9 protein-coding genes are annotated in these 13,761 nt (G+C 72.9%); 5 read left to right on the forward strand and 4 right to left on the reverse strand.

Going from position 1 to position 13,761, the window contains the following annotated elements:
* Both ACFV5N_RS11145 and ACFV5N_RS11150 read left to right on the forward strand, forming a co-directional pair.
* Positions 1-1,628, forward strand: a 1,628-nt coding sequence (locus ACFV5N_RS11145) for a dolichyl-phosphate-mannose--protein mannosyltransferase (protein ID WP_385597166.1), incomplete at its 5' end; no start/stop codon positions are given.
* A gap of 64 nt (positions 1,629-1,692) precedes the next feature.
* Entirely contained in the window at positions 1,693-3,330 is a 1,638-nt protein-coding gene (locus ACFV5N_RS11150; protein WP_385597169.1) for a penicillin-binding transpeptidase domain-containing protein, read from the forward strand.
* Between the two features lie 21 nt (positions 3,331-3,351).
* On the opposite strand, the gene ACFV5N_RS11155 is transcribed toward ACFV5N_RS11150, so the two are convergent.
* Together ACFV5N_RS11155 and ACFV5N_RS11160 are read right to left on the reverse strand one after the other, a co-directional pair.
* Positions 3,352-4,122, reverse strand: a complete 771-nt coding sequence (locus ACFV5N_RS11155) for a hypothetical protein (protein WP_385597171.1) — start codon at positions 4,120-4,122, stop codon at positions 3,352-3,354.
* Positions 4,123-4,304: 182 nt separating this feature from the next.
* Entirely contained in the window at positions 4,305-6,539 is a 2,235-nt protein-coding gene (locus ACFV5N_RS11160; protein WP_385597174.1) for an MMPL family transporter, read from the reverse strand.
* Between the two features lie 178 nt (positions 6,540-6,717).
* Between ACFV5N_RS11160 and ACFV5N_RS11165 the strand changes: the two genes are divergently transcribed.
* The 3 genes from ACFV5N_RS11165 to ACFV5N_RS11175 all read left to right on the forward strand — a co-directional run bounded on the left by ACFV5N_RS11165 (position 6,718) and on the right by ACFV5N_RS11175 (position 10,905).
* Positions 6,718-10,029, forward strand: coding sequence for a S41 family peptidase (locus ACFV5N_RS11165; RefSeq protein WP_385597177.1), 3,312 nt, complete (start codon positions 6,718-6,720; stop codon positions 10,027-10,029).
* Between the two features lie 72 nt (positions 10,030-10,101).
* The gene (locus tag ACFV5N_RS11170; RefSeq protein ID WP_385597180.1) at positions 10,102-10,290 is read left to right on the forward strand and encodes a hypothetical protein; all 189 of its coding nucleotides are present in this window, start codon (positions 10,102-10,104) and stop codon (positions 10,288-10,290) included.
* A 93-nt stretch (positions 10,291-10,383) separates the two neighbouring features.
* Positions 10,384-10,905 (forward strand): pyridoxamine 5'-phosphate oxidase family protein, encoded by a 522-nt coding sequence (locus ACFV5N_RS11175; RefSeq protein WP_385597183.1) that lies wholly within the window; start codon positions 10,384-10,386, stop codon positions 10,903-10,905.
* A 73-nt stretch (positions 10,906-10,978) separates the two neighbouring features.
* Here the strand turns inward: ACFV5N_RS11175 and ACFV5N_RS11180 are convergent, their stop codons facing one another.
* Both ACFV5N_RS11180 and ACFV5N_RS11185 read right to left on the reverse strand, forming a co-directional pair.
* Positions 10,979-12,373: an LCP family protein gene (locus ACFV5N_RS11180; protein WP_385597186.1), complete on the reverse strand. Its 1,395-nt coding sequence runs from the start codon at positions 12,371-12,373 to the stop codon at positions 10,979-10,981.
* Between the two features lie 88 nt (positions 12,374-12,461).
* Positions 12,462-13,761, reverse strand: a 1,300-nt coding sequence (locus ACFV5N_RS11185; RefSeq protein WP_385597189.1) for an HAD-IC family P-type ATPase, incomplete at its 5' end; no start/stop codon positions are given.

Here is a 13,761-nt window from a genome sequence, read left to right on the forward strand (position 1 = left end):
TGGGCCCGCCGCGCGCCCCGGGTGCGTCCGGTGTGGGGAGGGTGCCTCCCCCCCCCGCCGGGCCGGGCCGGCTGTGGCGCTGGCTGGGCGTCGCCCCCGGCGCGGCGGCCCGGCTGACCCGGGCGCTGGGCTGGCTGGGCCCGCTGCTGGTGGCGACGCTCGCCGGGGCGCTGCGCTTCACCCGGCTCGGCGAGCCGGACGCGGTGATCTTCGACGAGACGTACTACGCCAAGGACGCGTGGTCGCTGCTCCAGCACGGCTACGAGACGATCTGGCCGGACGACGCCAACGAACGCATCATCAACGGCGACGTGCCCGTCACCGACACCGCCGCGTACATCGTGCACCCGCCGGTCGGCAAGTGGATGATCGCGCTGGGCGAGTGGGCGTTCGGCATGAACCCCTTCGGCTGGCGCTTCATGATGGCGCTGCTGGGCACCGTCTCGGTCTTCCTGCTCTGCCGCATCGGCCGGCGGCTGTTCCGCTCCACCGCTCTGGGCTGCCTGGCCGGGCTGCTGATGGCGGTGGACGGGCTGCACTTCGTGATGAGCCGCACCGCGCTGGTCGACCTGGTGCTGATGTTCTGGCTGCTCGCGGCGTTCGGCGCGCTGCTGGTGGACCGCGACCGGGCCAGGGAACGGCTCGCCGCCGCGCTGCCCACCGCCGGGGAGACCGTCCTGCGCCCGGACCGGGCCACCGCCGAGCGCCTGGGCCTGGGCGCCCGCCCGTGGCGGCTGCTGGCCGGGGTGTGCCTGGGCCTGGCCTGCGCCACCAAGTGGAACGGCCTGTACGTCCTGGCCGCCTTCGGCATCCTCACCGTGCTGTGGGACGCCGCCGCCCGCCGCACCGCCGGGGCGCGGCACGCCCCGCTGGCGGCGCTGCGCAAGGACGCGCTGCCCGCGTTCGTCTCCCTGGTGCCGGTCTCGCTCGCGGTCTACCTGCTGTCGTGGACGGGCTGGTTCGCGACCTCGGGCGGCTACTACCGCGACTGGGCGGAGCGGGCGGGCGCCGGGCCCAGCGACTGGGCGTGGGTGCCCGGGCCGCTGCGCAGCCTGTGGCACTACACCAGCGAGGTGTACACCTTCCACCTCGGGCTGACCTCGGAGCACACCTACGAGTCGCACCCCTTCAGCTGGCTGGTGCTGGGCCGGCCGGTGCTGTACTTCTACGAGTCCCGCGACCCGGGCGAGGACGGCTGCGCGCGCGCCGGGGGCTGTGTGCGGGAGGTGCTGGCGCTCGGCACCCCGCTGCTGTGGTGGACGGCGTGCGCGGCGCTGGTGTACGCGCTGTGGCGGTGGGCGCTGCGCCGCGACTGGCGGGCGGGCGCAGTGCTGTGCGGGGTGGCGGCGGGCTATCTGCCGTGGTTCCTGTACCAGGAGCGGACGATCTTCTCGTTCTACTCGGTGGTGCTGGTGCCGTTCCTGTGTCTGGCGGTCACGCTGCTGATCGGGGCGATCCTGGGTCCGCCGGGCTGCCCGGAGCGCCGCCGGGCGGTGGGGGTGGTGGCGGCCGGGGTGCTGGTGCTGCTGATCGTGTGGAACTTCATCTACTTCTACCCGGTCTACTCAGGTCAGGAGATCTCCCTGGACGGCTGGCGCGCGCGGATGTGGCTGTCCACCTGGGTGTGATCACGGGGTGTCAGCGCGTGCTTGTAGGCTGCGCACACGGGGTGGATCGAGGGGCAGGGACGGGATGCGGAACGGGCAGAAGGTTGCCGTCATCGCTGGGGTTTTCGTGGTGGTGGCGGCGGGCGCCGGATTCGGTGCCTACAGCATGCTGGGCGGCGACGAGGGGCCGGACCCACAGAACACGGCGGCCGTCTCGGACGACACGCCGGACGACGGCGCGGCGCCGCCGTCCGAGGCGGAAGTCCTGGAGGTCTCCGGGGACTTCCTGGACGCGTGGGCGGCCGGTGACACCGCGGGTGCGGCGGCGCTGACGGACGACGCGGCGGCGGCCGAGGAGGCGCTGGCCTCGCTCGCCGAGGAGGCGGCGGTCACGGATCTCACGCTGAGCGCGGGCGTCCCGGAGGGCGAGTCGGTGCCGTTCAGCGTGGCCGCGAGCATCGGCTACGAGGAACTGCCGGTCACGGAATGGTCTTACGACTCGGAGCTGACCGTGGTGCGGGACGCGGCCAGCGGCGAGGTCGTCGTCGACTGGGAGCCGGCCGTGCTGCACCCGGGGCTGGACGAGGGGCTGCGGATCGAGACCGGCCCGGGTGACGGGGTGCCGCCGGTGACGGTGCTGGACGCGGAGGGCGGTGAGCTGACCGCCGAGGCGCATCCGACGCTGGCGCACGTCCTTCAGGACCTGGCGGAGCGCTTCGGGGAGCACGCGGGCGGCTCGCCCGCGGTCGTCACCCGCATCACGGACGCGGAGGGCGGCACGGTCGAGGAGTTGCTGGAGCTTTCCGAGCCGGTGGCGGGCGAGGTGCCCACCACCATCGTGCCGTCGGTCCAGGCGGCGGCCGAGGCGGCGGTGGCGGACAAGGACCGGGCGGCGGTGGTGGCGATCCAGCCGAGCACCGGTGCCATCCAGGGCCTGGCCAACGCCCCGGCGGACGGCTTCGACACAGCGCTCCAGGGCAGTTACGCGCCGGGCTCCACCTTCAAGATCGTGACGGCCGGGCTCCTCATCGACGAGGGGCTGGCCTCGGCCGGGGCGAAGCACCCGTGCCCGAAGTACTTCGAGCACGGCGGCTGGAAGTTCCAGAACCTCGACAAGTTCGAGATCAAGGACGGTACGTTCGCGGACAGCTTCGCCGCCTCCTGCAACACGGCGTTCATCAGCCAGGCCCCGGAGCTGTCGGACGAGGCGCTGGGCGACTACGCGCGGGACGTGTTCGGGCTCGGCCTGACCTGGAGCGTGGGCGTCGCCACGCTGGACGGCGCGGTGCCCACCCAGTCGCAGGCGCAGATGGCGGCCTCGCTGATCGGCCAGGGCGGCGTGCGGATGAACCCGATGACGATGGCCTCGGTGTCGGCGACCGTGAAGTCCGGGACGTTCCGGCAGCCGTATCTGGTCCCGGCGGAGATCGGCGGGCGCGAACTGGCCACGGCCACCGGCCCCTCGGCGGCCACCGCCGCGGAACTGCGCTCACTGATGCACCGCACGGCGGTGGGCGGCACGGCGGCCGAGGCGATGTCCGGCCTGGACGGCGACATCGGCGCGAAGACCGGCTCGGCGGAGGTGGACGGCCAGGACAAGCCGAACGCCTGGTTCACCGGCTACCGCAACGACCTCGCGGTGGCCGCGGTGGTCCCCAACTCCGGCCACGGCGGCAGCAACGCCGGCCCGGTGGTGGCCCAGGTCCTGGCCGCCGCGCCGTAACCGCGCCGGCCGGGGCGCCGGTCAGCAGCTGATGTCCACCTCGGTGGGAAGGCTCAGCGCGAGGGCCCGGTTTTCGGTGGAGGTCCAGCCGAAGACCGGGCCTTCGGCGTGTACGGCGAGGCGGTCGACGCTCGTGTCGTGCCAGGTGTGGGCGAAGGCCGAACGGACCGTCAGCGGGCCGCAGGTGCCCTCCGCCGTCTCGAAGACGAGCGCGGTGCGCCCGGTGGCCACATCGGTGTCGGTGGCGTTCTGCCGCGGCGTCATGAGGAAGCCGGTGCCGTGGGCGTTCACCTCGGCGGCGTCCTCGCGGCTGACGCTGGGGTAGGCCGGGGTGGTGCCGCTGTGGTGCAGGACCTGGAGGACGGGCTCGATCGCGCCGTCGAACCAGGTGGCGACGGCCTGGGCGCCGTGCATCGGCGGGCCGGGGACGGTCTGCCACTGCCAGGCGCTGATGGCGACCCAGCGCTCGCGGCCGTCCACGGTGGTGATGACGTAGACGTCCGGAGCGTCGAGGGCGATCAGGTCGGTGCCGGGGACGTCCGGGTCGGCGTCCGCCCGGACCAGGCAGGCACGGGCGGCGAGTTCGGTGTCGACGGTCCGGTCGTCCGCGCCGTGTGCGCGCAGGGTGTCGACCAGGGTGAGGAGCGCGTCGGCGCCGGCCTCGGTGCCCGGGTCGAGCGCGGCCTCGGGGACACAGCCGACCGGGCCGAGGGCGGGGGCGGCGTGGCCCGTTCCGGCGGTGGCGGCGGCGAGCGTCACCACGAGCGCGACGGTGCCGACGGTGCGTCGCATCCTGGTCCCTCCCGGGGTCGCCGGCTGCTGATGCTAGCCGAGTGGCCGGGCCCGGACCAGGCCGTTCGGGCGGGACGGCCGGGAACGGAAACGAACGGCCACGAACGGCCGGAGCCCGGCCACCGCTTGCCCGCGGGGGCTGTGCGATGGCCGGGCTCCGCAGCGGAGTTGTCCCGGACGGGTCAGCTGACGCCGGCCGGCTCGGGCTCCTTGGCCTCGGCGGCGGCGCGGCCCTTGCCGTTGGACTCCAGGTACCTCTCCAGCGTCTCGCCCTCGACGTCGACGTTGGGCAGGATGCGGTCCAGCCACTTGGGCATCCACCAGGCGCGCTCGCCCAGCAGGCCCATGACGGCGGGCACGATCGTCATCCGGACCACGAAGGCGTCCAGCAGGATCGCCATCGCGAGACCGAAGCCCATCATCATGACCATGGACTCGCCCATCGTCATGAACCCGGCGAAGACGGAGATCATGATGACGGCGGCGGCGGTGACGACCCGGGCGTTCAGGTTGAAGCCGGTGACGATCGCCTGGCGCGGGTCCTCGCCGTGGACGTGGGCCTCGCGCATCCGGGTCACGAGGAAGACCTCGTAGTCCATGGCGAGACCGAAGACCACACCGATCATGAAGATCGGCATCATGCTCATGATCGGCTGCGGCTCGGCACCGAACGCGCCCAGCCAGCCCCACTGGTAGACCGCGACGACGGCGCCGAGGGAGGCGAGCACCGACAGCAGGAAGCCGAGGGCGGCCTTCAGCGGCACCAGCACGGAGCGGAAGACGAGCATCAGCAGGATGAAGGCGAGGCCGACGACCAGCGCCAGGTACGGGATGAGCGCGTCCGAGAGGACCTGCGAGAAGTCGCTCTGGGCGGCGGTCTGGCCCGACACCAGGATGTTCACGCCGGTCTCGGCTTCCAGCTCCGGCGCCAGGTCGCCGCGGATCTCGGCCACCAGGTCGCTGGTCTCGGTGCTGGAGGGGTTGCTGCCCGGGAACACCGACATCATCGCGACGTTGCCGGTCTCGTTCGGGAACGCGGGGGCGGTGGCCACCACGTCGTCCAGGGCGCCGATGCGCTCGGCGATGGTGTCGGCGGAGGCCATCACATTGCCGTCGGGGGACTCGATGACCACCATGAGGGGGCCGTTGAAGCCGGGGCCGAAGCCCTCGGAGAGCAGGTCGTACGCCTTGCGCTGGGTGGTGTCGGGCGACTGGGTGCCGTTGTCGGGCAGCCCCAGCTCCAGGCTGGCCACCGGGGCGGCCAGCAGGCCCAGGCCCGCGACGGAGGCGACCAGCACCAGCCACGGGCGGCGCAGCACGCCCTTGGCCCAGCGGGAGCCGAAGTTCTCCTTGCCGTTGCGGCTGAGGGTGGTGGGAACGCCGGTCTCGGGGTTCTGGTTGCGGAGCTTCTTGCCGAAGATCCGCTTGCCGACGATCGCCAGGGCGGCCGGCACCAGGGTGAGGGCGACCAGCACCGCGACCACGACGGTGGCGGCGGCGGCCAGACCCATCTTGGTGAGGATCGGGATGTTGACGACGGCCAGGCCCGCCAGGGCGATGACGACGGTCAGACCGGCGAAGACCACGGCGGAACCGGCGGTGCCCACCGCGCGCCCGGCGGCCTCCTCGCGGCTGTGGCCGGCGATGAGTTCGGCCCGGTAGCGGGAGGCGATGAACAGGGCGTAGTCGATGCCGACCGCCAGACCGATCATCATCGCGAGGATGCCGGTCATCTCGGTCAGGCCGAGGGTGGCGGAGAGCGCGGCGATGCCGGACATGCCCACGCCGACCCCGATGAGGGCGGTGAGCAGCGGCAGACCGGCGGCGACGAGCGAGCCGAAGGTGATGACCAGCACGATGGCGGCGACGATGATGCCGATGATCTCGCCACTGCCCATGTTCATCTCGGCCATGGCCAGCTCACCGCTGGACTCGACGGTCAGCCCGGCGTCGCGGCCAGTGTCGACGGCGGCGGCGAACTGGTCGCGCATGTCGTCGGTGACGTCCGACCAGCCGCCCTCGTAGGTGACGTCGAGGTAGCCGATGGAGCCGTCCTGGCTGAGCTGGCCGCCTTCGTAGGGGTTGGTGACGGCTATGACGTTGTCACCGGTGGTCAGCTCGTCGATGACGGACTGGACGATGGACTGGTTGGCGGGGTCGCTGAGGTTCTGGCCCTCGGGGGCCTGGAAGACCACCGTGGTGCTCAGCGCTTCGGCGTTGGCCTGGGGGAATTCCCGCTCCAACAGGTCGAACGCCTGCTGTGCCTCGGTCCCGGGCAGCGAGAACTCTTCCTCGGCGGGGTCACCGGCGGTGGCCGACGCGGCGCCGATGGCGACCAGCAGGGCCATCCATACGGACACCACCAGCCAGCGGCGCCGGAAACTCAGGCGGCCGAGCTTGTATAGAAACGTAGCCACGGGGCAGGTTCTCCTGTCCGGGTATCTGGGCGTGTGCAGGGAAGAGATGTGGCAGTTCATGTCACGAGACGCCGACCCGGTCGGGCAGGATGAGAGAAATTGCCATAATGTGGCCTAGATCACATGAACTGATCCTTCACGAGTTGCCCTGGGGCATGCTGCGCCGAAGCATGGAACCGTGAGCGACGAAGCCGAACACGTTGACAGCTATCTGCGGTTCCCCCATCTGAACGGTGAGCTGGTCTGCTTCACCGCCGAGGATGATCTCTGGCTCGCCCCGCTGCCCGCGCCCGGCCGGCGCACGGACCGGGCCTGGCGGCTGACCGTGGACCGCACCCGCCTCGGCACCCCGCGCTTCTCCCCCGACGGCCGGTGGATCGCCTTCACCGGCTGGCGCTCGCTGGACCCGGAGATCTACCTCGCCCCGGTGACCGGCGGCCCGGCGCGGCGGCTGACGTACTGGGGCTCCACCGACACCCGGGTCTGCGGCTGGACCCCCGACCCCGGCGGCGGCCACGAGCCGCGCATCCTGGCGGTGGGCTCGCAGGACCAGCCGTTCTCCCACTTCACCTGGGCCTACCAGGTCGCGCTCGACGGCAGCCCGGGCGAACAGCTGCCCTGGGGCCCGGTCTCCGACATCGCCGTCAGCGGCTGCGGCGGCGAGCGGCGCACCCTGCTGCTGACGGGCAAGGCCCCGCACGAGCCGGCGGCCTGGAAACGGTACCGGGGCGGGGCGACCGGCCAGCTGTGGCTGCACGGCGAGCGGCTGCTGCCTGATCTGCCGGGACACATCGAGTCCCCGATGTTCGTCGGCGACCGCATCGCCTTCCTCTCCGACCACGAGGGGATCGGCAACCTCTACTCCTGCCGCCCCGACGGCAGCGATCTGCGCCGCCACACCGACCACGACGCGTTCTACGCCCGGCACGCCGCCACCGACGGCGAGCGGGTGATCTACAGCTGCGCGGGACAGCTGTGGCTGGCCGAGGACCTCACCGACCCGCGCGCCGTACCGCGCCGGCTGGAGCTGCGGCTGGGCGGCCCGCGCGCCGGGCGGCGCCGCTACCAGGTGCCCACCGCCAGCCACGTCGACTCCCTCGCCGTGGACACCACCGGGCGCGCCTCCGCCGTGTGCGTGCGCGGCAGCCTGTACTGGCTCACCCACCGCGACGGCCCGGCCCGGGTCATCTCCGCCACCCCCGGGGTGCGGGTGCGGCTGCCCGAGATGCTCGGGGACACCGGCCGGATCGCGTACATCACGGACGCGGAGGGGGATGACGCCGTCGAGATCGCGCATCTGCCGCGGGCCAGCGGCGGCCGGGACCCGCGCCGGCTGCGCGCCGGGGACCTGGGCCGGGTGCTGGAGCTGACCGCCTCCCCGGACGGCAGGACGCTGGCGGTGGCCTCGCACGACGGCCGGCTGCTGGTGCTCGCGGTGCCGGACGCGGAGGACGAGCCGGACGCCGAGCCGGTGGAGCTGATCCGCTCGCTCAACGGCCCCGTCCGCGACCTCGCCTTCTCCCCCGACTCGCGCTGGCTGGCCTGGGCGCACCCGGGCATCGGCCGGTCGCTCTCGCAGATCAAGATCGCCCGCCTCGCGGAGAGCGAGCGCGTGATCCTGGATGTGACGGACGGCCGGTTCGAGGACGAGGAGCCGGTGTTCACCAGCGACGGCCGGTTCCTGGCGTTCCTCTCCTGGCGCGGCTTCGACCCGGTGTACGACGTGCACAGCGGCGATCTGTCCTTCCCGCTGGGCTCGCGCCCCTACCTGGTACCGCTGTCGTCGGCGACCCGCTCGCCGTTCGCGATCACCCCGGAGGGGCGGCCCGCGGCCGGCGGTCTGGACCCGGACGAGACGAGCAGCGCGACCGGCGCGGACGGCTCGGTGCGGGTGGAGGCGGAGGGCCTGGCCAGCCGGGTGGTGCCGTTCCCGGTGTCGGCGTCGAAGTACTCGGCGCTGTGCCCGGTCGGCGGCGGCGGTCTGGTGTGGCTGCGCTGGCCGATCTCGGGGGCGCTGGGCGAGACCTTCCTCAATCCTGCGGACACCTCGGGCAAGCCGACGCTGGAGCACTTCGACCTCGTGAAGGCCAAGCGCACCGAGCTGACCGACGACGTGGACTGGTTCGCGCTGAGCGTGGACGGCACCCGCATGGTGGTGTGCGAGGACGACGAACTGCGCGCCGTCCCGGCCACGGAACCGGGTGACGGCGACACCACGGTGCAGCTGGATCTGCGCCGGATCGTGCACGAGGCGGACCCCCCGGCGGAGTGGCGGCAGGCGTACGCGGAGGCGGGCCGGATCGTCCGGGCGTACTTCTGGGACCCCGGCATGTGCGGGGTGGACTGGGACGCGGTGCTGGAGCAGTACCGGCCGCTGGTGGAGCGGGTGGCGACCCCGGACGAGTTCGCCGATCTGCTGCGCGAGGTGCTGGGCGAGCTGGGCACCTCGCACGCCTATGTGACGGGGGCGCGGCGCAGTGAGGGGCCGCGGCACTACCAGCGGGCGCAGGGGCTGCTGGGGGCGGACTTCACCCGCGCCAAGGAGGGCGGCTGGCAGCTGGCGCGGATCCTGCCGGGCGAGTCGTCGGACCCGAAGGCGCGCTCGCCGCTGGCGGGCAGCGGGGTGCGCGAGGGCGCGGTGCTCACCCATGTGGACGGGCGGCCGGTGGACGAGGTGGCGGGCCCCTATCCGCTGCTGGCGGCGACGGGCGGGACGTCCGTGGAGCTGACGTTCGCCGAGGAGGGCGGGGCGGGCCAGCGCCGGGTGGCGATCGTGCCGCTGGTCGACGACCGGCCGCTGCGGTACCAGGACTGGGTGGCGCGGCGGCGGGCGGTGGTGCGCCGGCTGAGCGGCGGGAAGTGCGGCTATGTGCACATCCCGGACATGGGCGGCTCGGGCTGGGCGCAGTTCAACCGGGATCTGCGGCGGGAGTTCGCGTATCCGGCGCTGATCGTGGACGTCCGGGGCAACGCGGGCGGGCACATCAGCGAGCTGGTGGTGGAGAAGCTGACCAGGACGATCGTGGGCTGGGACCTGACCCGGGACGCGCAGCCGGTGACGTACGCCTCGGACGCCCCGCGCGGGCCCGTGGTCGCGCTGGCGGACGAGGCGACCTCCTCGGACGGGGACATGATCACGGCCGTCTTCCGGTTGCAGGGGGTCGGCCCGGTGGTCGGCAGCCGCACCTGGGGCGGGGTGGTGGGGATCACCGGGCGGCACCGGCTGGGCGACGGCTCGGTGATCACGGTGCCGATGAACGCGGCGTGGTTCGAGGGCTACGGGTGGGGTGTGGAGAACTGGGGCGTGGCCCCTGACATCCCCTCGGTGCGCACGCCGCTGGACTGGGCGGAGGGCCGGTACGGGGTGCTGGACACGGCGGTGCGCACCGCGCTGGACCTGCTGGAGCGGCATCCGCCGCTGGAGCCGCCGGGTTACGGGGACGTGCCGGACCGGCGGCGTCCGGTGCTGCCGCCCCGGATGCGGGACTAGGCCGTTCGTGGGACCGTGGATGAAAGGGATGCATCGGACATTTCTTTCTGCCGATTCTGCGAAGGAGCACCGATGGGCATCGGAGACCAGTTCAAGGACAAGGCGCAGGAGCTGCAGCAGCGCGCCAAGGACGCCATGAACAAGGACAAGGAAGACCAGAACCGGAACCGGGATCAGGACGAGAACCAGCAGCAGCGGGGCCGGCAGCAGAGCTCCGAGCAGGAACAGCAGGGATACAGGGACGACCGGAACAATCCCTGACGGCCGGCCGCCCTCCGTGCGCCATGCCCCCACCGCCCCGCGGTGGGGGCAGGTGCGGTGGCGGAGGGGACCGGGGTGGCGCACGGTGGAACCATGACCGGCACCAGCCCCCGGGCAGCACCGCGGACCACCCTCGACGAGCGCTACAGCAGCCCCGGGGCGCGCGCCATGCCGTGGCACGAGGCATGGCAGGCGCTGGAACGGGCCGAACTGTACTGGCTCTCGACGGTACGGCCCGACCACCGCCCGCACGTCACCCCGGTCCTGGCAGTCGCGCACGCCGGGGCGCTGTACTTCACCACCGGGGAGCAGGAGCGCAAGGGCCGCAACCTCGCCGCCAACCCGGCGTGCGTCCTGACCACCGGCCGCAACACGGTCGCCGAGGGCACCGACCTGGTGGTCGAGGGCCGGGCCGGGCGGATCACCGGCGAGGCGCTGCTCCGCGCGGTCGCCGAGGCCTTCCTCGCCAAGTACGGACCCGACTGGCGTCTCACCGTGGACGACGGCCATCTGGTGCTGCCGACGGGCCCGCGCGCGATCGCCTTCGAGGTACGGCCCGAGACGGCGTTCGGCTTCCGCAAAGGGGTCTACGGCCAGACCCGCTGGCGGTTCTGAGCCCGCCCCGCCGCCTCCCCCGCCGCGTACCCACCACGGCCCGGCGGCGGACCGCCGGGCCGGTGGGCCGTCCTCAGCCGCGTACGCCCTCGAAGTCGGCGCCGATCGTCAGGGTGAGCACGCCGGGCAGATCGTCCGTCGTCTGCTGGGTCTGCGCCCCCGGCACCCGCGAGCCGAGCACCTCGGCGTGGCCCTCCAGGCCCTCCGGGTAGCTGATGGTGCTGACCTCGGTGCCCGGGTCGGCGTTGCCGGTGGAGACCACCTGGAAGCCCAGATTGCGCAGCCGGTCGGCGACCTCGGCGGCCTGGCCGGTGGTACCGGTGCCGTTCAGCACCCGCACCCGCACCTCGGCGGGGGACGGGGCGGCCTCGGCGGCCTCCTCCAGCTGCTCCTTGGTGATCGGCTCGTCCTTGGCCAGCGAGGTGAACAGCAGCTCGGTGGCCGGGTAGTCCCACACCACATTGGCCTTGTCGGTGGGGACGTCCAGCTCGCGCGGGTAGTTGGGCACCGTGATGAAGGTCAGCTTCTCCTTCGGCACGCCCTGGAGTTCGGTGGCCAGGTTGTACAGCGCGTCCAGGCTGGCCAGTTCCGGGTCGGTGGTCAGCGACTTGGTGACCGCGTCCATGAACCCGTACAGCGAGGTGGGGCTGGTGAGCTTGGACTGCGCCCGCTCCGCCAGCGCGTTCATGAACTCCTGCTGCCGCTCGATGCGCCCGATGTCGCTGCCGTCGCCCACGCTGTAGCGGACCCGGACGAAGCCCAGCGCGTCCTCGCCGTTCAGCGTCTGGCAGCCGGCGTCCAGCGTGACGTGCGCCTTGACGTCGTCGATCGGCTCGTCCAGGCACATCTCGACGCCGCCCAGGGCGTCCACCATGTCCTTGAAGCCGAGGAAGTCCAGCGAGACGAAGTTCTCGATGCGCAGCCCGGTGTTCTGCTCCAGGGTGCGGATGGTGCAGGCCGCGGCGCCGCCCGCGTCGCCGTTGATGCCGCCGAGCGCGTACGACTCGTTGATCTTGGCGTGGTGCGGCTCGGACATCACCCCGTCGCCCATGTCGCAGGCCGGGATCTCCACCCACGAGTCGCGCGGGATGGACACCACGGTGGCCCACTCCCGGTTCTCCGCGATGTGCAGGATCATCAGGGTGTCCGAGCGCATGCCCTCGACCGCGCCGTACTCGTCCATGCCCTCACGGGTGTCGGAGCCGGCCACCAGAATGGTCTTGGCGCCGGGGCTCAGGTCCTCGGGCCGGTCCTCGCCGAGCTTGTCGTCGATGGTGGCGGAGGTGATGTTGCCGTTCAGTTTCTGGTATATCCAGTACACGCCGCCGGCGCCGGCCAGGATGACGAAGGCGAGTACGGCCGCCGACCACAGCAGGACCCGTTTGCCGCGCCCCCGTCCGCCACTTCTGGCGTCCGTGCCGCGCTTGCGTCGCGTCGGCGCGTTCTTCGAGCGATGTGAGCCGGCCACGCTGCTCCCCCCGTTGCGAATTTCGCGCGTATTGGGTCGATCGATCCGACGCCCTGGAACGGACACCAGTTCCCCGATTGCGCAAACTCTAAAGTATGGAAATGGCGCTCCGGTAACGCGCCCTGGTGAAGCACAGTGCTCCGGCGTACAGCGCGAGCACGCCCCCCAGCAGCGGATAGTACGCGCCGGGCAGGGTCGCGGTCAGCCCCAGGGCCCCGGCCAGCGGCGACAGCGGCAGCAACAGCCCGACGGCGGCGAGCCCGGCGACCGCCAGCGCGATGGGCAGCGGCAGCCGGCGCGCGGACCCCGGCCGCAACAGCCAGATCACCAGCGCCTGGGTGAGCAGGTTCTCGGTGAACCAGCCCGCGTGGAAGACCGCGTGGGAGTCGAGACCCGCGGCCGACTCCAGGCTCAGCAGCCAGCCGAGCGCCGCGAACGTGGCCAGGTCGGCGGCGGCGTTCAGCGCCCCGAACCGCAGCACGAAGGAGGTGAAGGCGCGCGGCCGCAGCCCGGCGGGCCGGGACACGGCCGCGGCCCCGCCCCGGGAGCCGGGCCCGGCCCGGTCGAAGGCGAAGGCCAGCTGGGCGGCGTCGAAGCACAGGTTCTGCACCAGGACCTGGAGCGGCAGCATCGGCAGGAACGGCAGCAGCAGCCCGGCCACCAGCATCGCCAGCACATTGCCGAGGTTGGAGGAGAGCACCACCCGCAGATACGTGGTGATGTTGCGGGTGGTGTCCCGGCCGCAGGAGACCGCCCGGTCGATCGCGGTGAGGTCCTTGCCCGTGAGCACCACGTCCGCGCCCGCCCGGGTCACCTCGGCGGCGCCCCGCGGGCAGATGCCCACATCGGCGGCGCGCAGCGCGGGCAGGTCGTTGACGCCGTCGCCCAGGAAGCCCGTGGGCTCCCCCGCGGCGCGCAGCACCTGCACGACCCGGGCCTTGTGGGCCGGGGTGCAGCGGGCGAAAACGGTCCGGGTGCGGGCCAGTTCGGCCAGCTCGGCGTCGTCGAGGGCGTCGGTCTGCGCCCCGGTGACCACCGCGTCCCGCGGCCCCGGGTCGAGGCCGAGGTCGCGGCAGGCGCGGGCGGCCGTGGCCGGATGGTCCCCGGTGAGGACCTTGACCGCCACCCCGTGCCGGGCGAGCGCGGTCAGCGCCTCGGCCGCCCCGGGCGCCAGGTCGTCGCGCAGCGCCACGAAACCCAGCAGGGTCAGCCCGCGTTCGGCCGTGGTCGGGGCGCGTCCGGGACGGCGCGCGGTGGCGACGGCCAGCAGCCGCAGCCCGGCGGCGGCTTTGCGCCCGGCGCGCGCCAGCACCCGCGCCCGGTGCGCGTCGTCCAGCGCGAACTCCTCGCCCGCCGCCGTCCGCAGGGACGTGCAGCACCCCAGGACC

Origin of the sequence: Streptomyces sp. NPDC059853, from assembly GCF_042731495.1 — a bacterium.
Taxonomy (GTDB): domain Bacteria; phylum Actinomycetota; class Actinomycetes; order Streptomycetales; family Streptomycetaceae; genus Streptomyces.

Coding starts and splice junctions, on each gene's coding strand:
- ACFV5N_RS11150 (WP_385597169.1), top strand. CDS start 1,693: ATGCGGAACGGGCAGAAGGTTGCCGTCATCGCTGGGGTTTTCGTGGTG.
- ACFV5N_RS11155 (WP_385597171.1), bottom strand. CDS start 4,122: ATGCGACGCACCGTCGGCACCGTCGCGCTCGTGGTGACGCTCGCCGCC.
- ACFV5N_RS11170 (WP_385597180.1), top strand. CDS start 10,102: ATGGGCATCGGAGACCAGTTCAAGGACAAGGCGCAGGAGCTGCAGCAG.
- ACFV5N_RS11175 (WP_385597183.1), top strand. CDS start 10,384: ATGACCGGCACCAGCCCCCGGGCAGCACCGCGGACCACCCTCGACGAG.